This window comes from Flavobacterium odoriferum (genome assembly GCF_025499515.1).
Classification (GTDB): Bacteria; Bacteroidota; Bacteroidia; order Flavobacteriales; family Flavobacteriaceae; genus Flavobacterium; species Flavobacterium odoriferum.
The window spans coordinates 1-22,488 of record NZ_JAMKFA010000019.1; the positions used below are offsets into that span (position 1 = coordinate 1).

General features: G+C 32.2%; 25 protein-coding genes and 1 tRNA gene. 8 read left to right on the forward strand and 18 right to left on the reverse strand.

Annotation, left to right across the window (positions count from 1 at the left end):
• Positions 1-68: 68 nt before the first annotated feature.
• The 11 genes from M9Q43_RS12280 to M9Q43_RS12330 all read right to left on the reverse strand — a co-directional run bounded on the left by M9Q43_RS12280 (position 69) and on the right by M9Q43_RS12330 (position 8,295).
• Positions 69-521, reverse strand: a complete 453-nt coding sequence (locus tag M9Q43_RS12280; RefSeq protein WP_262319170.1) for an OsmC family protein — start codon at positions 519-521, stop codon at positions 69-71.
• Between the two features lie 3 nt (positions 522-524).
• On the reverse strand, positions 525-1,001 hold the full coding sequence (locus M9Q43_RS12285) for a Dps family protein (RefSeq protein WP_262319171.1): 477 nt from the start codon (positions 999-1,001) through the stop codon (positions 525-527).
• Between the two features lie 21 nt (positions 1,002-1,022).
• On the reverse strand, positions 1,023-1,433 hold the full coding sequence (locus M9Q43_RS12290) for a hypothetical protein (protein ID WP_262319172.1): 411 nt from the start codon (positions 1,431-1,433) through the stop codon (positions 1,023-1,025).
• Positions 1,434-1,456: 23 nt separating this feature from the next.
• Positions 1,457-2,026 carry a DUF2202 domain-containing protein gene (locus M9Q43_RS12295; RefSeq protein ID WP_262319173.1) on the reverse strand — a complete coding sequence of 190 codons (570 nt, stop codon included), beginning with the start codon at positions 2,024-2,026 and terminating at the stop codon, positions 1,457-1,459.
• 150 nt (positions 2,027-2,176) lie between these two features.
• Positions 2,177-3,052: an HlyD family secretion protein gene (locus M9Q43_RS12300; RefSeq protein WP_262319174.1), complete on the reverse strand. Its 876-nt coding sequence runs from the start codon at positions 3,050-3,052 to the stop codon at positions 2,177-2,179.
• A 1-nt stretch (position 3,053) separates the two neighbouring features.
• On the reverse strand, positions 3,054-4,304 hold the full coding sequence (locus M9Q43_RS12305; protein ID WP_250593412.1) for a TolC family protein: 1,251 nt from the start codon (positions 4,302-4,304) through the stop codon (positions 3,054-3,056).
• A gap of 3 nt (positions 4,305-4,307) precedes the next feature.
• The gene (locus M9Q43_RS12310; RefSeq protein WP_262319175.1) at positions 4,308-4,919 is read right to left on the reverse strand and encodes a TetR/AcrR family transcriptional regulator; all 612 of its coding nucleotides are present in this window, start codon (positions 4,917-4,919) and stop codon (positions 4,308-4,310) included.
• Between the two features lie 115 nt (positions 4,920-5,034).
• Positions 5,035-6,288, reverse strand: a complete 1,254-nt coding sequence (locus tag M9Q43_RS12315; RefSeq protein ID WP_262319176.1) for a site-specific integrase — start codon at positions 6,286-6,288, stop codon at positions 5,035-5,037.
• A gap of 273 nt (positions 6,289-6,561) precedes the next feature.
• Positions 6,562-6,646, reverse strand: a tRNA-Ser gene (locus M9Q43_RS12320).
• Positions 6,647-6,815: 169 nt separating this feature from the next.
• Positions 6,816-7,049: a hypothetical protein gene (locus M9Q43_RS12325; protein ID WP_262319177.1), complete on the reverse strand. Its 234-nt coding sequence runs from the start codon at positions 7,047-7,049 to the stop codon at positions 6,816-6,818.
• A gap of 82 nt (positions 7,050-7,131) precedes the next feature.
• Positions 7,132-8,295 (reverse strand): THUMP domain-containing class I SAM-dependent RNA methyltransferase, encoded by a 1,164-nt coding sequence (locus tag M9Q43_RS12330; RefSeq protein ID WP_262319178.1) that lies wholly within the window; start codon positions 8,293-8,295, stop codon positions 7,132-7,134.
• 147 nt (positions 8,296-8,442) lie between these two features.
• Here M9Q43_RS12330 and M9Q43_RS12335 point away from each other — a divergent pair, with 147 nt between their 5' ends.
• The 8 genes from M9Q43_RS12335 to M9Q43_RS12370 all read left to right on the forward strand — a co-directional run bounded on the left by M9Q43_RS12335 (position 8,443) and on the right by M9Q43_RS12370 (position 13,114).
• Positions 8,443-9,186 (forward strand): SAM-dependent methyltransferase, encoded by a 744-nt coding sequence (locus M9Q43_RS12335; RefSeq protein ID WP_262319179.1) that lies wholly within the window; start codon positions 8,443-8,445, stop codon positions 9,184-9,186.
• Positions 9,186-9,920, forward strand: a complete 735-nt coding sequence (locus tag M9Q43_RS12340) for a ZIP family metal transporter (RefSeq protein WP_262319180.1) — start codon at positions 9,186-9,188, stop codon at positions 9,918-9,920. The genes M9Q43_RS12335 and M9Q43_RS12340 overlap by 1 nt, the downstream gene beginning before the upstream one ends.
• Positions 9,921-9,987: 67 nt before the next feature.
• Entirely contained in the window at positions 9,988-10,368 is a 381-nt protein-coding gene (locus M9Q43_RS12345) for a PH domain-containing protein (protein ID WP_026726256.1), read from the forward strand.
• Between the two features lie 4 nt (positions 10,369-10,372).
• Positions 10,373-11,197 carry an N-acetylmuramic acid 6-phosphate etherase gene (gene murQ / locus M9Q43_RS12350; protein WP_262319181.1) on the forward strand — a complete coding sequence of 275 codons (825 nt, stop codon included), beginning with the start codon at positions 10,373-10,375 and terminating at the stop codon, positions 11,195-11,197.
• A gap of 2 nt (positions 11,198-11,199) precedes the next feature.
• Entirely contained in the window at positions 11,200-11,664 is a 465-nt protein-coding gene (locus M9Q43_RS12355) for a hypothetical protein (protein ID WP_262319182.1), read from the forward strand.
• On the forward strand, positions 11,664-11,900 hold the full coding sequence (locus M9Q43_RS12360; RefSeq protein WP_262319183.1) for a DUF6095 family protein: 237 nt from the start codon (positions 11,664-11,666) through the stop codon (positions 11,898-11,900). The genes M9Q43_RS12355 and M9Q43_RS12360 overlap by 1 nt, the downstream gene beginning before the upstream one ends.
• A gap of 24 nt (positions 11,901-11,924) precedes the next feature.
• Positions 11,925-12,311 carry a DNA topoisomerase IV gene (locus M9Q43_RS12365; RefSeq protein ID WP_262319184.1) on the forward strand — a complete coding sequence of 129 codons (387 nt, stop codon included), beginning with the start codon at positions 11,925-11,927 and terminating at the stop codon, positions 12,309-12,311.
• A 32-nt stretch (positions 12,312-12,343) separates the two neighbouring features.
• The gene (locus tag M9Q43_RS12370; RefSeq protein WP_262319185.1) at positions 12,344-13,114 is read left to right on the forward strand and encodes a TerC family protein; all 771 of its coding nucleotides are present in this window, start codon (positions 12,344-12,346) and stop codon (positions 13,112-13,114) included.
• Between the two features lie 68 nt (positions 13,115-13,182).
• Here M9Q43_RS12370 and M9Q43_RS12375 read toward each other — a convergent pair whose 3' ends face one another.
• The 7 genes from M9Q43_RS12375 to M9Q43_RS12405 form a co-directional block, all read right to left on the reverse strand.
• Entirely contained in the window at positions 13,183-14,856 is a 1,674-nt protein-coding gene (locus tag M9Q43_RS12375) for a formate--tetrahydrofolate ligase (RefSeq protein WP_262319186.1), read from the reverse strand.
• A gap of 193 nt (positions 14,857-15,049) precedes the next feature.
• Complete coding sequence (locus M9Q43_RS12380; protein WP_262319187.1) at positions 15,050-17,755, reverse strand: DNA gyrase/topoisomerase IV subunit A; 2,706 nt, start codon at positions 17,753-17,755, stop codon at positions 15,050-15,052.
• 73 nt (positions 17,756-17,828) lie between these two features.
• The gene (locus M9Q43_RS12385) at positions 17,829-19,685 is read right to left on the reverse strand and encodes a DNA topoisomerase IV subunit B (protein WP_262319188.1); all 1,857 of its coding nucleotides are present in this window, start codon (positions 19,683-19,685) and stop codon (positions 17,829-17,831) included.
• A 122-nt stretch (positions 19,686-19,807) separates the two neighbouring features.
• The gene (locus M9Q43_RS12390) at positions 19,808-20,344 is read right to left on the reverse strand and encodes a hypothetical protein (protein ID WP_262319189.1); all 537 of its coding nucleotides are present in this window, start codon (positions 20,342-20,344) and stop codon (positions 19,808-19,810) included.
• 9 nt (positions 20,345-20,353) lie between these two features.
• Positions 20,354-21,025, reverse strand: coding sequence for a TIGR02117 family protein (locus M9Q43_RS12395; protein ID WP_262319190.1), 672 nt, complete (start codon positions 21,023-21,025; stop codon positions 20,354-20,356).
• A gap of 6 nt (positions 21,026-21,031) precedes the next feature.
• Positions 21,032-21,697 carry a hypothetical protein gene (locus tag M9Q43_RS12400; RefSeq protein ID WP_262319191.1) on the reverse strand — a complete coding sequence of 222 codons (666 nt, stop codon included), beginning with the start codon at positions 21,695-21,697 and terminating at the stop codon, positions 21,032-21,034.
• An 89-nt stretch (positions 21,698-21,786) separates the two neighbouring features.
• Entirely contained in the window at positions 21,787-22,488 is a 702-nt protein-coding gene (locus tag M9Q43_RS12405; RefSeq protein ID WP_262319192.1) for a porin family protein, read from the reverse strand.

Below are 22,488 nucleotides of genomic sequence, written 5' to 3' on the forward strand. Positions count from 1 at the left end.
GAATAAAGTCAAAAGTCCAAAAGCAGCTAATAAAAATGCTATACCATATGAAATTAACTTTTTCATAATCACTCTGTTTTTATTATTGAATTCATAGTAATTTTAGAAATTATTGAATTTGAAATTAAACATGCAGCTTCCGATTTTTGAATAACTCTTTCAGCTCTTTCACGGTCTTTTTCATCATTAATAATAATTGTTGGTTCTAGGATTATTTCACTTATTAGAAATTTACCTTCTATTTGTTCCAAAACACCTTTAGACTTGCAACTGAAATTTTTAAATTCAAGTTTAGAGTTTTCTGCAATTGCTAAAAAAGTAGTCATTAAACAACTGCTTACTGCGGCAGTAAACAAGTGTTCTGGAGTCCAAATACCTGGTATTCCTTTTTGAAATTCAGGTGGAGTTGCCACTTCAATACATTTTTTTACTGCATTAAATTGATTTATTTCGGGAGAACATAAATTTCCTTTACGATCACTGCTCCAATTTACATCAACATTATAATAGTGCTTTTCCATTTTTTACTTGTTTAAAAACGATGAATACATCCAAATTTGTTTCTCTTGAAAACGGATATAATCACTCATTAAAGCATTTGTACCTTCATCGTTTGCATCGCCAGCTAATTCAAGAATTGCTCTTTGCATTACAATAACTATTTTCAAGCTTTCAAGAATTTGTGCTACAGCTGTATGACCATCTGAAACTTTATTGCTTTCAATAATAGTGGAAGTTTTAGTGTATTCATTATAACTATGTTCCGGAGTATAGCCCAATGTTAATATACGTTCGGCTATTTCATCGATTTTTAGTAATAAATCATTATAAAGTTCTTCAAATTTTAAATGTAATTCAAAAAATTTCTCTCCTTGAATATTCCAATGAAATCCTCTTGTATTTTGATAGAAGATTGAATAGTTTGATAATAATATATTTAGTTTTTTAGCCAAATTTTCGGCTTTTTTTTGGTCTAAACCAATAGCATTAAATTTTTCCATGATTTTTTATTTAAATTAATTTTATTTTATTGAAGGTTTCATTTTTAAAAAAGAAATACCAAGCCATATTACTGATGCTGTCATTGCAATAGCTCCTAATAGCACAAAAATTGGAGGAAATCCTAAATATACTTCAGATAATATTCCAATTGGCATAAGTAAACCTATTAAAGCCAACCAAGAAATTGCTTTCACATTTTTTAATTCTTTTTGAAAATGCAGTAATAAATATCCAATTACAATATTTAAAAAAGCAAATAAATTGCCATGTACATGAGCCAATCTAGTTTCAAAATGTTTACCAATACTATATGTATTTACCCATTCTTCCTTACCAGGAGCAAAATCTCTTAAATAAATCAATAGAAATCCATAAGCCATAAAAAAGCCCATTGTAAGAAAGCCAATTGCGATGTTGTTTTTACCATTCATGATTTTTAATTTTAAGTTAGTATTTAATTATTTTTTCCACAACCACCATTTGATTCACTTAATATTAAATTATAATATTCAGCTGATATATATTGTGGTATATATGTTACGTTATTTGCAGTAAGTTGGCTAGTATAAGAACGAATATGGTTTTTTGAACCACAGGTTAAATTATCATGTACATTTAATAAATCGGATTTTGTTGTATGTCCAATAAAAACATCAATATCATTTATATCTAAATCTTCAATTGTTGCTCCAACTTTTAAAGCTTCAATTAATGAAATGTCTGATTGTGCCGTTAAACTTGAATAAAGTGATTGTAAATCTGAATTATTAAAAACGCCAATTTCTGTTGAAGCAGAGTCTGGAATTCCATATTTGTTCATCAAACTCAATACGCTATTCATGTGTTTTTGTTCACTTTGCGATATGTTATTAAAAATTGCTGCTTCATATTTATCATAGGAAAACAAATACACATCTCTAGCCAATTTTTCTTCTTCTCTTAAAAATTTTAAATCATCAATTTCTGCTTGAGTAAGAGGAATTGAACTCTGATTATCAGAATCATTTGAACAGCCACTGAACATAATTAATGTTAAAACAGTAGCAAAAAATACTTTTTCATAATGTTATTATTTATTATTAATATTTAATAAATTTAGTTTTTTTACTCTTTTAAACTGCTACATTTGTTACTTAAACTACTTTAAAACAATAGTTTAACTTAATTTTAGGAATTAATTTATACTAACTTCTGCTGGCATTCCAATTTTCAATGCACCATCATTTTTTACGATAATTTTTACAGCATACACCAAATTGACTCTTTCTTCTTTGGTTTGAATGATTTTTGGAGTGAATTCTGCCGAAGAAGAAATCCATGAAATTTTTCCTTTGTATGGTTTTGTTCCGTCTTTATCGTCAATAGTTACATTTACATCTTGCCCGACTTTTATGGATGCTAATTGGGTTTCACTAAAATAAACTCGTAAAGTCATTTCATTTAAATTAGCCATTTTATATAATGGTTTACCAAAAGCTGTGATTTCGTTTGGTTCGGCATATTTTGCCAAAACAGTTCCAGAAATTGGATTGAAGATTTTCGATTTTTTTAATTGGTCGTTAATCTTTTCAATTTGAACATCAATTGATTTAACTTCGTTAATAATTGGTGCATTTTGGGTTTCAACACTTTGCATTTGTTGCTTTAAAACACTTACTTTTCCGTTTACTTCATCTACTTGACGTTTTGTTGCAGCACTTTCGGCAAACATATTTTGAATTCTTTTTTGTTCAATTAAAGTGGTTTTCAATTGTTCGTTTAACACATTTCGTTGTGATAAAACATTAGTTGATTTAGAATAAATTGTATTTTTTGAAGCCAATAATTGTTGTTTATTCAGATACAATTGAGTGGTATCTATTTGTCCAACTAAAGCGTTTTCTTGTAAAAGATCTCCTTCTTCAAGTTTTAGAAATTCGATTTTTCCGTTTGCTTCAGATGAAATAGTTATTTCTGTAGCTTCAAAGTTTCCAAAAGCATCTGCTTCATTTTTGTCTTTGTTACAAGAAAATATCGCTAATACTGTAATATATAATATAATTTTTTTCATCTTAATGGGTTCCTTTAATAGTTTGATAATTTATTTTAGCCAATTCTAATTGTGTTTGATGTACTTTTTGATTGGTTTTAGCATCAAAAAGTTGATTTAATTCTGTTACATATTCAGATGTTGTGATTACACCGTTTCGCATTTGAGAATCGGATGATTGAACAACTTTATCACGCAACAGAATAATTTGAGAATCCGTTTTAATAATGGTTTCTAGTTTAGAAATTTCAGATTTTAATTCGTTTAATTGCATTTGATTATTGGTTTCAAAAGTTTCTTTTTCAGTTGTAACAATTTCTTTTGCAATATCTAAAGCTTGTTTCTCCGATTTTGATTTATTCCAATCAAATACATTCCAATTCAATTTTAAACCAACCATATAAAAGTCATCAAATGAATTATTAAGCATATTTAAACCAGGATTTCCATAACCAGCTTGTCCAAAAGCGTTTAATTTTGGTAAATTTGATTTTGAAATTATATTTTTAGAAGCTTCTATTTGATCTTGTTGCAGTTCAAAAAATTTCATTTCAGGTCGTACTCCGTTTGTTTCTAAAGTAGTACTTGGTCTTTCTAAAACAGAGTTTTCTTTTATAGTTGTTGAAGTTAAACCGGCTAAATTTTGAAGTTCTTTTATTCGTTGAAATGTATTTTCAGTTAATGCCTGTTCTAATTTTAACAATTCAGCTTCTAAAACTTGTTCAGATGAAGGCAACATAGCACCATTTTTCACACCTGATTTTACTTCTTTTATTTTTGAATGGATAGTGCTTTGTTTGGCTAATAATAATTCTCTTTGGTCTTGCCATAACAAAATCATCATGTATGAATAATTGATACGAGATTTAAGTTGATACAAATTAACAGCAACTAGTTGTTGCTGTGTAAGCATTTGAGCTTCTTTTAATTTGGTGTTTGCATTAATCATTCCTCCATTATAAAGTAATTGATTTACATCTAAAGTGGCTCTATATTGGTCTTTATTTATTGGCTCTACACCAGGTAAAGAAGTAGGTAATCCAATTACATCTGATTGGTAAGTTGCCTGTGCGTTTATGTCTATTTTAGGTAATTTTGCTTTATTTAGAGCATCTATTTCAAACGATGTTTTCTGTTGCAAAAAATTTGTTTGTTTAGCAATGGGATAATTTTTTTCTGCAAAAGCATAACATTCTTCAATCGTTAGTTTTTGTTGGGCATAAGAACTAATAGTTAAAATTAGAAGCAATATTGTTACTAAATTATTTTTCATAATTTAAATTTTTATTGAATTAATAATAAACTCCGATACTTCCGTTTTACGTTTTTTTAATAATTTCTTGTAGCTTTCTTTGTCCATATTTACAAGTGCCATTAATAGAGGTTCACCTATAAATGGAAAAATATTTAAGGATATAATATTAATAAACAATTGTTCTGCTTCAATTGGTTTAATAATGCCTTTATCTATCGCTTCATTAACCTGAATTTTAAATTTATCAATTGTAGGGAAGTTTTTTTCTGCACGAAGTTTTTGTATAAAATCAGGATTTTTACTTAACTCTTGTATTACAAAATTTGGCAAATAGGGATGTTTGATTACAAATGCGACATAATTCTCTGTAAATTTTCTTATTTTTTCAAATAAATCGGTGTCGTCATTCAACACTCTATTTAATTGAGGAGCTAACAATTTAAAAGCACTTTTAAAAACTGCTTCGAATAAAAGTTGTTTACTTCTATAATAATAATGTAATAATGCCTTATTTATATTGGCTTTATCTGCAATTTCTTGCATTCTTGCTCCAGCCATTCCTTTCTGTAGAAAAACTTCCTTTGCTGCATTTAATATTTCAGTTTCAGTATTTTCTAATTCTTTATTATTCATAATGTTTAACTATGTGATTTAACTATTTGGTTAACAAATTTATTGAAAATATATTTATTAAATCTTATTTAAGATTTATTTAACATAAATTATTTATTTATAATTTGATTAATATTCAACTAGAAATTACATTTTTATTTAATTGGCGATTATTTAGAACAGTGAATTTATCTTTCAATATCTTCATATCATCACTTACTTTTCTATCCAAAACTTTTGCATAGTGTTGTGTTGTTCTTAAATTTTTATGCCCAAGCATTTTGCTAACACTTTCAATTGGAACTCCGTTTGTAAGCGTTACAGTTGTCGCAAAAGTATGACGGGCAATGTGGAAGGTTAATTCTTTTTCTAGCTCGCAAACAGCTGCTATTTCCTTTAAATAGGCATTCATTTTTTGATTGGATAAGATTGGTAGTAATTTTTCTTGATTGTTACTTTGTGGATGATTCTCGTATTTATCGATTATCATTTGTGTAACAGGAAGAATTGGAATTTTTGAAGCTGATTCCGTTTTTTGTCTATGTGTAAATATCCATTTCTCACCATCGATTCCATAGCTTATATGCGATTTTGTTAGGTTTTTGACATCAATGTAAGCCAAACCAGTAAAGCAGCTAAAAAGGAAGATATCGCGAACTAAAGAAAGTCGTTCTGTTTTGAAGTTTTTTTCAATTATGGATTGAACTTCTTCTTCAGATAAATAAACACGTTCTACTTCTTTAACTTTCGACTTATAGTTTGCAAAAGGATTTTTATCAAGCCAGTCATTGGCCAAACATATCTTAATTATTTTATTGAAGTTCTTGATGTATTTAACTGCTGTGTTATTTGCACAATTTCTAACACTTCGTAACCAGAATTCATAATCGGTAATAAAAGCGTGATCAACCTTTGTAATATCTATATCAGAAATATTGTATTTCCATTGCATGAACTCAATGGTATGCTTTAAAGATGTTATGTAACGTTCTAATGTTCCTGGTGCATATTCTTTACCTACCAATTCTTTTATTTTGTTGTTATGGTCTTGGAAGATGGGAACTAACATTCTTTGACGTTCTTCATTACCAATCAATTTATTTTTAAAGTTTTCAATTGATAAAGCTTCATTTCGGTGGAGTAGTTCCATTTGTGCATCTAATACTTTAGATTTCATCAAATCAAGGTAACTATTGATTGAACGAGCTTCTTCCGTTGTACCTTTCATTTTAGATAGTTCGCTAGACCATTTTGATTTTTCTACAAACTTTTTGGTGCTAAACTCTAATCGTTTACCATCGACTGTTAGTCTTACATAAATTGGAAGTAGTCCGTTTGAATTGGCTTTTGTGCTTTTAGCATAAAAGTGAAGTGTGATTTTTGTTTTCATTGTGGTGACCAATTAATTATTATTCAATTTAATTTTCTTCTTCAAATCAAACAAGATGTTTACTGACTGAACGAGTTATTGAACATGTCGTTGAACCTAATGTTTGCAAGTGTTGAGGTAATTTAGCGAGACCCTAATTTTTAAATTTTCTTGGGTCTCGATTTTATCTCGATTTAAATAAGATTGAATGAATAATTTGATATGTCTGCAAAAGAAAAAACCCTGTAAATCATAAGATTTACAGGGTTTTGATACCGTTTAGGATTTTTTCAGCGGAGAAAGAGGGATTCGAACCCCCGGACCTGTTACAGTCAACAGTTTTCAAGACTGCCGCATTCGACCACTCTGCCATTTCTCCAATAAGTCGTGCAATCATTTCCGTATTGCGAGTGCAAATATAGAACGTTTTTTTATTTCTGCAAGCGTTTTAAGAACAAAAAATAACATTTTTTATGCACTTTTTTACAAAACTCTGAATTTCAGCAGATAGCCAATCTATATTTTTTAACCTAATGTGTAAAACAAACTTATTTTACCTCTTTTACACCGCTTACAAAAAGCCATTTCATAAAGATTTTTTCACCATCATGAGTTTTGACCGCTTGAAACTTAGGCGCCAAAATTAACGACACCATAAAAGCAGTTCCAGCTATCCACAAACCCTGCAAATGCGAATAATTCATAACTAATAAATAAGCAGGAATATAAAACACACTAAATCCTAAGAAGTTATATATAAATGATTTTACTTTTTTACTCATTGTTTATAATGTTTAATTGTTAAATCGATAAATTGTTGAATCGATGACTAATCCCTTATCCCTTTTTACTAATTACTCCAATCTATTCCTCACCATTCATATACTTCCCTTTCTTGCTGCCTTCATACATTTCGTATTTCACCAAACGGGCTTCTAACTTACCATTGAAAAGTTTAATCTTTCTACTAGGTTTTAACCCTACAAATTTCAAAGCTTCTAAATTGGCAGTAATAAACCAAGCGTTGGTATTCGGATAATTTTGTTTTAACGTATCTCCAATTTCTCTGTAAAAACGCTCCATATCAATATCCAAACGCTCTCCATAAGGCGGATTGAAAACCATGTGCAATGGTCCTTCGGTTTCTTTTTTAGAATCAAAGAAGTTTTCATTGGTAATTGTAATATATTCGTCTAAATTGGCATTTCTAACATTATCTTTTGCTTTAGCAACCGCACTTGGCGCTTTGTCATACCCTGTAATCGTGTAATGAAATTCGCGTGTTTTCTTTAATAACGATTCCATAATGTTATCAAACAATTCCGCATCCCAATCTTTCCATTTCTCAAAACCAAATTCCTTACGATTAATATTCGCTGGAACGTTACATGCAATCATTGCTGCTTCTGCCAATATAGTTCCTGAACCACACATTGGATCTAAGAAATGACTTTTCCCTTCCCAACCCGATAAAATCAACATTCCTGCTGCTAAAACTTCGTTGATAGGCGCAATATTGGTAGCCGTACGATAACCTCTATGGTGTAACGAAGCGCCTGAAGAATCTAACGAAACCGTCACATTATCTCTATCAATGTGTACATGAATTTGTAAATCTGGGAAATCTTTATCAATACTTGGACGCTTTCCGTTCAAATCTCTAAATTGATCTACAATCGCGTCTTTAGTTTTCAAAGCCACAAACTGACTGTGATTAAAGTTTTCAGAATGCAATGTAGTTTCTACTAAAAAAGTATTGTGCTCCGTCAAGTAATCCGACCAATCAATCGCTCTAATGCCTTCATACAATGCTTTGTCGTTATGCGCTTTAAACGTTTTAATCGGTTTTAAGATTTTTAAAGCTGTACGAAGTGCCAAATTGGCTTTGTACATAAATCCTTTATCACCTTTAAAACTCACCACACGTGTTCCAATTTCCACTTGTTGTGCGCCAAGAATTTGTAATTCTCTAGCTAATATTTCTTCAAAACCAAAGAAGGTTTTGACTGTCATTTTATAATTTTCCATTTACTTTTCTTTAAAATAGTAATTTCCTTTTCCTTACTATTATTTTTAAATTTGATTTCCGAAATTAAAAATCAATATTCGTATTAATTGAATTATCGTGCAAAAATACATTAAATTTGCAAGATTAATTTGTCAGAAAAAGAATAAATGTCAGAAATTCAAAAGCCTGTATCAGAAAATTGGTTCGAATCTTGGTTTGATACCGAATATTATCACATTTTATACAAGGAACGCAACGACGAAGAAGCGCAATTGTTAATGGACAATTTAACGCATTATTTAAACCTTCCAGAAGACGCTAAAATTTTAGACTTAGCTTGTGGAAAAGGGCGTCATGCCATTTACTTAAATTCACTTGGTTTTGATGTTACGGGTGCTGATTTATCTGAAAACAGTATTAAAGAAGCGTCTGAGTTTGCCAATGAAAAACTGCATTTCAAGGTTCACGATATGCGCGAAACGTGTAACGAAAAGTACGATGCTATTTTCAATTTGTTCACCAGTTTTGGCTATTTTGAAGACGATGCCGACAATTACAAAACCATTAAAGCCATTCACAACAGTTTAACTGAAACAGGTTTTGCTGTGATTGATTTTATGAATGTGGATTATGTATTGGAAAATTTAGTTGCCGATGAACTAAAATCGGTAGATGGAATTGATTTTCATATCAAACGTTACTTAAAAGACGGCTACGTTTACAAAGAAATTGATTTTGAAGATAAAGGCGAAAAGTTTCATTTCACCGAAAAAGTACAAGCCCTTCGTTTAGAAGATTTCGAGAAAATCATGGAAGAAGCTGGCATTTATTTGTTGGATATTTTTGGCGATTATAAATTGCGAAAATTCTTTAAAACACAATCCGAACGTTTAATTATGATTTTTAAATAATGCAATATATCATCACCTTTTCAGCCGTTATTTTAGGGTTTTTAATCGCTTTGTTTTTAAAACCGCAAAAGAAAAAAAACATCAAGTTATTGTTGGCGTTTAGTGGTGCGTTTTTACTTTCGCTTACCGTTTTACACCTACTTCCCGAATTATTTAGCGAAGGACATAATCACGTTCACGAAGGCGAAGAAGCTCATGCCATTTTACCGGTTGGTGTTTTCATCATGATTGGAATATTGTTCCAAATCTTATTGGAATTTTTCTCAAAAGGTGCCGAACACGGTCACGTTCACGTACACACTGATGAACATAACGAATTGCATCACATTCCGTGGTTGTTATTTATTAGTTTGTGTATTCACGCCTTGTTAGAAGGTTTTCCAATTCACGAAAACAACAATTTAGCCTACGGAATTGCAGTACACCACTTCCCTATTGCCATTATTTTGACCTTATTTTTCGTAAATGCGAAGATGAATAAAATGATGATTTTTGCTTTCATGTTTTCCTTCGCATTAATGACTCCACTAGGAACTTTATTAGCGGAACAAATGCATTTTGCCCAACATTATTCAAAGGAAATTTCGGCTGTGGTAGTTGGAATTTTATTTCATATTTCGTCTACTATTATTTTTGAAAGTAACGAAGGACATAAATTCAATTTGGCAAAAATTACCATGATTGTCTTTGGCTTTGTTTTGGCTTACATAATTGAAATGGGGCATTCGCATTAAAAAGCGATAAACACATAAAACATATGTAGTTTTTAGTTAAATTTGAAGAACATTTAAAACAATTGATATGGGATTATTTTCTGCGCTACTTGGCAATGCAGGTGCTGTAAATCAAGAAACTTTAGTGAAAGATTATGGCAAACTTTTAATTACAGGTGAAGAAATCGAATTGGGTTTCAAACTAATTCGCGATACTTTTATTTTCACTAACAAACGATTAATTCTAATTGAAAAACAAGGAATTACAGGCAGTAAAATAGAATATAAATCCATTACTTATAAAAGCATTTCACGTTTCAGTGTAGAAACGGCAGGCACTTTTGACTTAGAAGCCGAATTGAAAATTTGGGTTTCAAGCGAAGCTCATCCGAGTATCGTGAAACAATTTAATAAATCAGTTAATGTGTATGATGTGCAAAATGTTTTAGCACATCACGTTTTAAAATAATCGCATGAACTTTACCAAAACCACTGAACAAGCTTCCAAATACGAACATTTAGAAAAAATGTCGGTTAGTGATTTGTTGACGAATATCAACAACGAAGACAAAACCGTACCGTTAGCCGTAGAAAAAGCATTGCCACAAATTGAAAAATTAGTGACTGAAATCGTTTCGAAAATGAAACAAGGAGGTCGTTTGTTTTACATTGGAGCAGGAACTTCAGGGCGTTTAGGAATTGTAGATGCATCGGAATGTCCGCCTACTTTTGGAGTTCCTTTTGATTTGGTAATTGGAATTATTGCTGGTGGCGACACTGCCATTAGAAAAGCAGTAGAATTTGCTGAAGATGACCGAGAACAAGCTTGGAAAGATTTACAACAATGGAATATCAATGAAAATGATGTTGTAGTTGGAATTGCTGCTTCGGGAACCACACCTTATGTAATTGGTGGTTTGGAAATGTGTAATCAAAATAACATCAGCACAGGAAGTATTAGTTGTAATGCCGAAAGTCCATTATCAAAAACGGCTAAATTTCCGATTGATGTGGTAGTAGGCCCTGAATTTGTTACAGGAAGCAGTCGAATGAAAGCTGGAACGGCTCAGAAGTTGGTTTTAAACATGATTTCGACCGCAACTATGATACAATTGGGCAAAGTAAAAGGCAACAAAATGGTCGACATGCAATTAAGCAACACCAAATTAATCGATAGAGGCACGAGAATGATTATGGAGGAAATTCCGGTAAGTTACGAAGAAGCCAATCAATTATTAAACACGCATGGAAGTGTTAGAAGTGCAGTAGATTTTTACAACAACAATAAATATAAATAGGTATGAAACAATTATTTTTAATCCTAACAATATTCGGTTTTTCAATGTCTTTTGCTCAAAAATTAGAGTATAATAATGGGAAAATTTATCAAGCAGGTGAACAATTATCTTCTTTTGAAACTAAGAAAGTAATGGAAACCGATTTAAAAGCATTGCATTTATTTAAAAAAGCAAAAACAAAAGAGTCACTCGGCGGGTTTTTACTTGGTTTAGGTATTGGTGGAACTGTAGCAGATTTAGCAATGGGATTAACTTCTGACGTTAAATATCCAACTGGGATAACTTACGCAGGTGTTGGTTTAATGGCAATTTCTATTCCCATTTTATCAGGAAGAAAAAAAATGGTACAAGAAAGCGTTGATATATACAATCAAGGATTAAAAGACGAAAAGAAAACATTAGGCGATAATTTCGAATTGAATATTGTGAATAATTCCAATGGTTTTGGCATTCAAATTAATTTCTAATGGCAACAGATAAAAACATATTAGCAAAAGGAGTAAAATATCTTTCAGGTGCTTTGCCATTATTGTTTCTTGGTCCAATCGTTATTAATAGTGCCTTTAAAAACGAAAAACATCCATTATATCCATACATTTTAGGATTAGGAATCATAATTGCTTTATCGGCTATGTTTTTAATTTTTAAAGGAATTACTACCTTGGTAAAAAGTATGTTTGATGGAGATAAACAAGGGCAATAACAAATTCAATATCAAAAATCAATTATGAAATTCAAAATACAATATTCTATTTGCAGTTTATTACTACTTACATTACTAACATCGTGCTACAACCAAGAACGTAATTGTACGGATTTTAAAACTGGTAAATTTACATCCGAAACTGAAATCGAAGGTAAAAAATACACGAGTACTTTTGAAAGAAACGATTCCATTCAAATAGAAAGTTACGAAGGAAAAATAGATACTTTTAAAGTTCGATGGACTAATGATTGCGAATACATTATTCAAAATACGAATCCCAAAAACCGGGAAGAAAAAAAACCAGTTCAAATGAAAATTTTGACAACTAGCTCCGATTCATACACTTTTGAATATTCTTTTGTAGGCGATTCAAAAAAACAACGTGGCACTGTAACAAAACAGTATTAATCAACGTATAATACAATTTAAACACTATATAAATGGAAGTTTTCTTAAACCCAGATGCTTGGATAGCACTTTTAACACTTACTTTTTTAGAAATCATTTTAGGTATCGATAACATCATTTTTATTTCGATTGTTACTGGAAAATTACCAGAAGAAAAACGTAAAAGAGCAACCCGAATTGGATTATTCCTAGCTATGTTCATGCGTATTGCATTACTTTTCGGAATTACGATTTTAATTGCCATGAAAGCGCCATGGTTCAGCTTCGATTTTGGTTGGTTCTCAGCTGAAATTACAGGTCAAGCCTTGATATTACTACTTGGAGGATTGTTCTTAATCTATAAAAGTACAAAAGAAATTCACGAAAAAGTAGATCATAAAGGCGAAGAAGAAAAAGAACTAAAAACTTCGGCAACCAAATCATTTGGAAGCGTTATTGGTCAAATTTTATTAATCGACATTATTTTCTCTGTAGATAGTATTTTAACCGCAGTAGGTATGACAAATGGCATCGAAGGCGCGTTAGTAATTATGATTACAGCTGTTGTTATTTCTGTGGGAGTTATGATGTTATTTGCAGTTCCTGTTGGAAATTTCGTAAATGCCAATCCATCAATCCAAATTTTAGGATTAGCTTTCTTAATCTTAATCGGATTTATGTTAATTACCGAAAGTATGCACTTATCGCATGCCGAATTAGCGGGTCAACACGTAGGTGCAGTTCCAAAAGGCTATCTGTATTTTGCAATTGCGTTCTCTTTAGCGGTAGAATTCATCAATATGAAGATGCGTAAGAAAAACTAATTATAAAGTTATTATATAAAAAAATGTCCCGAAAATATCGGGACATTTTTATTTATAGAATATAAGTGTTAAGACAATCCCGTAATTCTTCCTTCATTATCAATATCAATTCGTTCTGCGTTTGGAACAGCAGGTAAACCAGGCATTCGCATTACTTCACCTAAAAGCGGTACAATAAATCCAGCACCACTCGCAATTTCAAATTCACGAACCGTAATATCAAAATTCGTTGGGCGACCAATTAACTTTTCATTGTCCGAAAAACTTGCTGGTGTTTTGGCCATACAAACCGAAAAATGACTAAAACCTAAATCGTTAATCATTTTTAATTGTGTTTTTGCTTTTGGGGAAAAATCTACCGTATTGGCACCATAAATTTCCGTAGCAACCGTTTTTATCTTATGTTCAATACTATCCGAAGGCACATAAAGCGGTTTGTAATTTGCTTTACCAGCTTCTATTTCTGCAATGACTTTCGAAGCCAATTCAGCCGAACCTTTTCCGCCTTCAACAAAAGCTGTACTTACAATTGCGGTTACACCTTTTGCAGCACATAATTCTTTCAATTTATCATATTCTGCTTGTGTATCATCTGGAAAAGCATTCACACAAACCACAGGATTAAGTCCAAATTTCTGAATGTTTTCGATATGTTTTTCTAAATTACAAAAACCACTTTCAATCGCAGCTACTTTTGGTACTTTCAATTCATATTCGCTCATTCCGGCATGATGTTTTATTGCTCTCAAAGTAGCCACTAAAACAACAGCATCAGGTTTTAAACCAACTTGTTCACATTTAATATGCAAGAATTTTTCGGCACCTAAATCGGCACCAAAACCAGCTTCTGTAACTACATAATCACCTAACGATAATCCCATTTTGGTAGCAATTGCAGTATTCGTTCCTTGCGCAATACTCGCAAAAGGTCCACCATGTAAAATAGCAGGATTTCCGTCTAAAGTTTGTACTAAATTAGGTTTAATAGCATCTTTCAACAAAACAGTCATTGCTCCTACTGCATTCAAATCGCGAGCAAAAACAGGCTTTCCATCAAACGTTTTCCCAATAAAAATATTTCCTAAACGAAGTTTCAAATCTTCTAAATCTTTTGCCAAACACAAAATCGCCATCACTTCAGAAGCGGGTGTAATATTGAAACCGTCTTCTCGTAACATCCCGTTTGTTTTTCCTCCAACTCCAATGATAATTTGACGAAGCGAACGATCGTTCATATCCATCACTCGTTTCCAAGCAATTGTTCGTGGATCTAAATTCAAAGAATATTTCTGATTTTGCAGATTATTATCAATCATCGCCGAAAGCAAATTATTCGCTTTTTCAATCGCAGAGAAATCTCCTGTAAAATGCAAATTAATATCTTCCATTGGCAAAACTTGGGCATAACCACCGCCAGCAGCACCGCCTTTTAAACCAAAAACAGGTCCAAGAGATGGTTCTCTCAAAACCGCAATCGCTTTTTTACCGATGTAATTTAAACCATCGGTTAAACCAATTGACATGGTTGTTTTTCCTTCACCATATTTAGTTGGTGACATGGCTGAAACTAAAATTAGTTTTCCTTTTGGATTTTCTTGTTGTAAGTGTAAAGGTAATTTGGCTTTATATTTGCCATAATATTCTAAATCGTCGTTTGAAATATTGATTTTATTGGCGATTTCTTTAATGTGAGACATGGTTGCATTTTGCGCAATTTCAATGTCTGATGGAAATGTTGACATTAGTTGTTGTGTTATAATTTATAGTAAAGTTAGCGAATGAAATTTTTAAAAAATATGATAAAAATCAAATAAAAAAGATGTTCAAAAAAGTTCATTCCCTGTCAAACTGAACTTGTTTCAGTTTCTAAAATTTAGATGCTGAAATGAATTCAGCATGACAAAAAACATAAAACCTTTCGAACATCTTTTAATTTTAATCTAAAGACAACGTTATTTGTCCGTCGTCGTCTAATTCTATATTGAAGTCTGTAATATCAACACTGTCTTTAACTTCCATTTCTTCTGGAGCAATAACTTCAGGTTCTTCGTAAGGCAACGGATCTAATAAATTAATCTGTTTTAATTTATCAGCAGTTAATTGGTTACCCAAAGCTTTGATTCCTTTAACCGCAATAAATTGTTCTAAATCAACAATTTGATTTTCCTTTTGAACGCCTTTTACTTTAGCATAAATTACCTCAGCAACCGGACGCCAATCAGTAGAAACAATTTCTAATTGCGATTTTTCGTGTTCGGTGATGAAAATTTCTTCTTTATTTTCGTTTTCAACCAAGAAACGTTTTACAAAATAACGGTCTTTTTCGCCATCGTAATAAATACACGAAACAGGTTTATTTGGATTCCATTTTTCCAACACAATCATGTCTTCGTCAAAATGCGTTGTTAATTCTGGAATAATGGTTTTTAGCTTTCCAGATTGGTTCACAATCAACAAACGATCATTTGGACGAAATTCGCCTAATAACTCACCTCTTCCATCGACATTTAATCGTTGCACCGTATCATCAAACCAAACTTTTCTTGGTCGTAAAGTCGAAATTCCTTTCTCTTTTAACTCAATTTTTTTGATTGGATATTTGGTTACCGTATTTCCACGTGAAGCTCTTCCTTTGATAGCAATATCTGAGAAATCAACATCCCATTTCAGTTTTTTCACACTACCTACTTGACGTAATAAAATCGTAACCACTTCGGCTTCTCCATTTGGATTGGCAGAGAAATACGACACCATTGAACCTGGTTTTTCTTGTGTTAAATCGTAAAATTTATCACGAGTTACCCCAGAAACATTGAAACGTTTGATAAAAGTCGAACCGTTTTTACCATCACGATACATCATGTTGTAAATGGTTCGTTTGTCGTTTTTGTCAAAAACAGCGATGTGAATAATATCTTTCCCAACGAATTTTTTATCATCTACTTTCGCTACCATCATTTTTCCATCGCGAAGGAATACAATTACATCATCGATATCCGAACAATCGGCAACATATTCGTCTTTCTTTAAACCTGTTCCAAAGAAACCTTCTTCACGATTTACATACAATTTTGTGTTTCGTAAAACCACTTTCGTAGCCTCAATATTATCAAAACTTCTTAATTCGGTTTGACGCTCGCGTCCTTTTCCGTATTTGTCTTTTAGTTTTTGGAAGAAATCAATTGTATAATCAATAATATGATCCAAATGATACTTCACTTGTTCCATTTCGGCTTCCAATTTCGAAATCGCTTCATCCGCTTTATCCGAGTCGAAACGTGTAATACGAATCATTGGAATTTGCGTTAATTTTTGTAAATCATCATCATTAATTTCACGAACAAATGATTTTAAAAACGGCTCAAATCGATCATACATATATTTGTACAACGATTCTCTGTCGGAATACAATTTGAAGTCGATGTACATTTCTTCACGAATGAAAATCTTTTCTAACGTAGAGAAATGCCATTTATTTTCTAATTCGTCTAACTGAATTTCCAATTCGCGTTTTAGCAAATCTACCGTTCTGTTGGTCGAAATTTTCAACATATCCGAAACCCCAATAAACAATGGTTTATGATTTGCAATCACACAACCTAAAGGCGCCACCGAAGTTTCACAAGCCGTGAACGCATACAAGGCATCAATTGTTTTATCAGGTGAAACACCAGCTGGCAAATGAATTAAAATTTCAACCTCAGCAGCCGTGTTGTCTTCAATTTTCTTGATTTTTATTTTCCCTTTTTCATTGGCTTTCAGAATACTATCAATCAATGTTGACGTATTGGTTGAAAACGGAATTTGGGTAATCACCAAAGTTTGTTTGTCTAACTGCCCAATTTTTGCACGCACACGCACACGGCCACCACGTAATCCATCATTATAATTGGAAACATCAGCAATACCTGCGGTTGGAAAATCGGGAAATAAGGTAAAAGGTTTCCCTTTTAATATTTTGATAGACGAGTCTATTAATTCGTTAAAATTGTGAGGTAACACTTTGGTCGATAAACCTACTGCAATACCTTCTGCGCCTTGAGCTAACAGCAATGGAAACTTCACTGGAAGATTAATCGGTTCCGCACGACGACCATCGTATGACATTCCCCATTCGGTGATTTTTGGCGAATACAACACATCGTGACCAAATTTTGAAATTCTGGCTTCAATGTAACGGGAAGCTGCGGCACTATCTCCTGTTAAGATATTTCCCCAGTTTCCTTGCATGTCGATGATTAGGTCTTTTTGCCCAATTTGCACCATGGCGTCACCAATACTCGCATCTCCGTGTGGGTGATACTGCATGGTGTGACCAACGATATTGGCTACTTTATTGTAACGACCATCATCTAACTCTTTCATGGAGTGCATAATACGACGTTGCACCGGTTTAAAACCGTCTTCAATCGCTGGAACTGCACGTTCTAGAATTACATACGAAGCGTAGTCCAAAAACCAATCTTTGTACATTCCTGTAACTTTGGTAATGGTATCTTCTGGGTTTTCGTTGTTTTCGTAAAAATGATGTCCCGTTGAAACACGAATATCGTCAAAACCTTCCTCGTTAGCGGGACTGTCTTGGTTATCGAAATTTTCGTCTTCGTTTGGAATGATGTTATCTTCTTCTTCGTCTTTCATTTTTATGCTGAATTATTTTCAGTATACTTTTTTAATTCAAAATCACTGCTCACTATAAACTGAACACTGAACACTAATTTTTCTCCACCACATCCAATTCCACTTTCAAATTGTTAATGATAAACTCTTGGCGGTCTGGAGTATTTTTACCCATGTAGAACTCTAACAAGGTTTCGATAGAAGTGGCTTTATCTAACATAACAGGATCTAATCGAATGTCTTGCCCAATGAAATGCTTGAACTCATCTGGTGAAATTTCCCCTAATCCTTTGAATCGGGTGATTTCTGGTTTTGGCTTTAGTTTTTCAATGGCGTTTACTCGTTCTTCTTCGCTGTAGCAATAAATCGTTTCTTTTTTATTTCGCACACGGAACAAAGGCGTTTGTAAAATATACAAATGTCCGTCTTTAATCAACTCTGGGAAAAACTGCAAGAAAAACGTAATCAACAACAAGCGAATGTGCATACCATCGACATCGGCATCGGTTGCAATTACGATATTGTTGTAACGTAAATCGCCCATGTCTTCCTCGATGTTTAATGCGGCTTGTAATAAATTGAATTCTTCGTTTTCATACACAATTTTCTTGGTCATTCCATACGAATTCAACGGCTTACCACGTAAACTAAAAACCGCTTGTGTATTTACATCACGACTTTTGGTAATGGAACCCGAAGCCGAATCTCCCTCGGTAATAAAAAGCGTACTTTCTAAACTTCTTGGGTTTTTAGCATCAGTTAAATGCACACGACAATCGCGTAATTTTTTATTATGCAGACTGGCTTTTTTAGCGCGATCTTTGGCTAATTTTCTGATGCCCGAAAGTTCTTTACGTTCGCGTTCAGCTTGTAAAATCTTACGCAATAACGCATCGGCAACTTCTGGATTTTTATGTAAAAAATTATCTAACTTAGTTTTGATAAAATCATTCACAAACGAACGCACCGAAGGCCCATTCGGACCAATATCGGTAGAACCTAATTTGGTTTTGGTTTGCGATTCGAATACTGGTTCTTCCACTTTAACCGAAACTGCAGAAACAATCGATTTACGAATATCCGAAGCTTCAAAAGGTTTGTTGTAAAACTCTTTGATGGTTTTTACAATCGCCTCACGAAAAGCACCTAAATGCGTTCCTCCTTGCGTAGTATTTTGTCCGTTAACAAACGAATGATATTCTTCTGAATATTGCGATTTACTGTGTGTAATAGCCACTTCGATATCGTCGCCCAACAAATGAATCGTTGGATACACCATATCGTCTTCGTGAATGGCTTCTTCTAATAAGTCTTTTAAACCGTTATCTGAAAAATACTTTTCACCATTGTAATAAATGACTAATCCCGTATTTAGATAACAGTAATTTTTGAGCATCTTGATGATATACTCATTACGGTATTTGTAGTTCTTGAAAATCGCTTCATCGGCAACAAACGAAACTTTTGTTCCTTTACGCTTGGTTGTTTCTTGAACGTCTTCTTCTAAGGTTAGATTTCCTGCAGAGAATTCCGCTACTTTTTGTTGGTTATCACGTACCGATTCTACTCGGAAATAATTGGAAAGTGCATTTACGGCTTTTGTACCGACACCATTTAAACCTACCGATTTTTTGAAGGCTTTGGAGTCATATTTTCCACCCGTATTCATTTTGGAAACTACATCAACTACTTTTCCTAACGGAATACCTCGACCATAATCGCGCACCGTAACGAGTTTATCTTTGATGGTAACTTCTATGGTTTTTCCTGCACCCATGACAAATTCATCGATACAGTTATCCAATACTTCTTTTAATAAAATATAAATACCATCATCGGGCGACGAACCATCACCAAGTTTTCCGATATACATACCAGGACGCATACGAATGTGTTCTTTCCAATCGAGGGAACGTATATTGTCTTCGGTATATTGATTTTGCTCTAACATAGATAGATTTTGGATTTTGTGCAATATAGCACATATCTCCAAAGATTGGAAGCCAGAAACCGAGAAGTTATTGACAAAATATGGTTAAGAAGATAGAAAAAAGAGGAAAGAAAAAAGACAAATTATTTATCAATCTTTAACTTCCTGAAATGACGGAAAAGGTAAAAATTTGTAATTAATAATAAATAAAAACCAATTTTTATTTGACCAATTCTATCAATAAAAGCATATCCATTTATAAGCATAATAAGTAAAATCAAAATCAAGTTAATTAAATATACTTTTGAAGTATTTTTAAACTTATTATTGAAAATTTTATATGACCCAAACAATGAAAACAAAACCAATAAAATTGAAAATATAGAAGAAAGAAACAACAAAAACACCCCTAAATCATTTAAAATATTTACACCAAAAAGATCTTTAATTTGAAAAGTTAAGTCAATAACAGATTTACTTTCTTCTACAAAGTAAACTTTTAAATAAAAAATAATGTCGGATAATAAACTTTGAGAATCAGCTGACACTTTACATCCATCACAAATAGGATTTGAATTTACATATTCAACATTATCACATTGCTTTACGAATGGTAAAAACAAGAATAAAACAGACAGAATTGAAAGAATTCTTAACTTATATTTTTTGACAAAATCCATACTCCAAATTTAGTTATAATGCCTAAAAATTCCACTATCAGAAATTGTCCAAAGTGCGGCTTTTTGATTGGCTGCTTTTAAGGCTTGATTTGCCCAAGAATTGCAAGTATAAAATAGCGAGTAACTTCCATTGGCTTCATAAAAAACATCGTGTTTTCCGTAAACGGCATCGGTTTCAATTTTTAGAAATTCCCCTGATTTGGTTTGGAAAGATTCATTAATAAACAGAATCAACTTTTTGTAATTATCGGAAGAAATTTGAAGTTTTTTACAAGAGTTACTTTCTTTCAAATCTTTATAAAACGTTACATGCATTGCAGTTGCACTTAATCCAGAAGCTGCTTTCAAAGCCGTAGTTGCTTTTAAGTCTTCCCAAGTGGGTGTTTCTAAGTAAAAACCTTTATCGCCCCAACCTAAAGCTGCATATTGATACGTAGAATCTTTTGCTTTAGTATGTTCTGGTTTGAGTTGGTTGGTCCAATCGTAGTATTCGCTTTTTAAAGGCAAAACAACATCGGTGTGTACACCATTAGTTAGAATGTAAATTGGAATTTCTTTTTGGTTTTCAGCAAAATCTTCATTTACTGAAACAAAAGACAACAAAGTTACAATGAGCAAATAAGTCATCAATGACAATACAAAAATTACAGTGTATTTCAGAAGTTTTTTGATGATTTTCATAGCTTTTTATTTAAACAAGTAATTGCTTTCGTACTCAAATCCTTCTTTTCGCAATAACTTTCTAAAATCGGCACGAGTAGGTGTTAAAACTACGTGAAGCGTGTCGTTTTCTTTCATTTCTGCCACAAAGGGAATTTTTAATTCAGCCTTTAACTTTGTAAAATCTTTTTTGGTTCCGAGTTGAATGTGTCTTGCTCCAATAGTGGATAATTTCAAAATACTGGTTTGGTATTTTCCATCCACTTCTTTATTTAAAACCAATGAAGATTTATATTGTTTAGCGATTTCGTTTTCTGCAAAAGAGAAAATGGTATCCAAACGCTCTATTTCAAACGCAATTGTATCGCCTTTAATGAATGTTTTATAACTTTTATTTTCGGATTTATCGAAAACCTGATTGTTGCGCAATTCAAATTCGGGAATAGAATCCAATTCTGATTTTAAGGCGGTTAAAGTTTCTATTTCTAAAATGTAAGCACATTTGGGTTGCACTACTAAACGATGTGAATAATCCATCGTATAGGTTCGAACAAACTTCTTTGGAAATTCATTAATCTCATCCACATTTGTGGGTTGGGCTTCAGAAAAATAAATAAAACTGTTGTGCAATCCTGAATCTTTACAGGAAGCCATAGCCAAAGCAAATGAGGCTAGAATAAGATATTTTTTCATGGTAGTTTGTTTTAATTTGCAGATACAAATGTTGTGCCACAAAAAAACCGCTGAATGGCTTCAACGGTTTTGCTTATTTTATTTTGAAACTATAATCCAAATGACCATTGAATTAATAAAGTTGTCGTATTTGTTTTAATTTCTTGATTACTATATCCATATGCTGTAAGCCTTGATACAGAATTATGAAATCCTAAATTATCTCTTAACTCAACAATTAAATAGTTTTTATCTTTGATTTTAAATTCTTTCCCAATCGAAAATGTTAAACCATAGTCTTGATTGTCCATTTCCGTAGCTAGAGGAAAGTTCTCACTAGACATATTGTAATAATCTGGTAGTGATGGTGAGAATTCTGTTTTTTCTTTTTGAGAAAGCATTTTAGCTAGGTAAATACCACTTTTAATAAAGTAAGGATTTTTATTTCCAATTTTGTACTTAAGAGTAATTGGTAATGTTAAAAAATTAAAATAGCTTTTTGTTACTGCATTATAGTGAACAAATTCTTGATTAGATCCATCTGGATTTAAATACCAATAATCAAATTCATAATTATAGTCAACTTGTTTATTTTCAAAAATTAAATCAGTCGATAAGAAAAATTTATTTGAAATTTTATATTCAAAATTTAAACCAATTGCATACCCAAAATTCGAATCTACATTATCCAAAACTTCAGTTCCTCTCAACGAATAATGATTTACTCCTAAATGAATACCCAATCTAACCTTCTCTTGAGAGAAAACCGAACTAAAAAAAAGAATCATTAATAGTAATAAGACTCTCTTCAT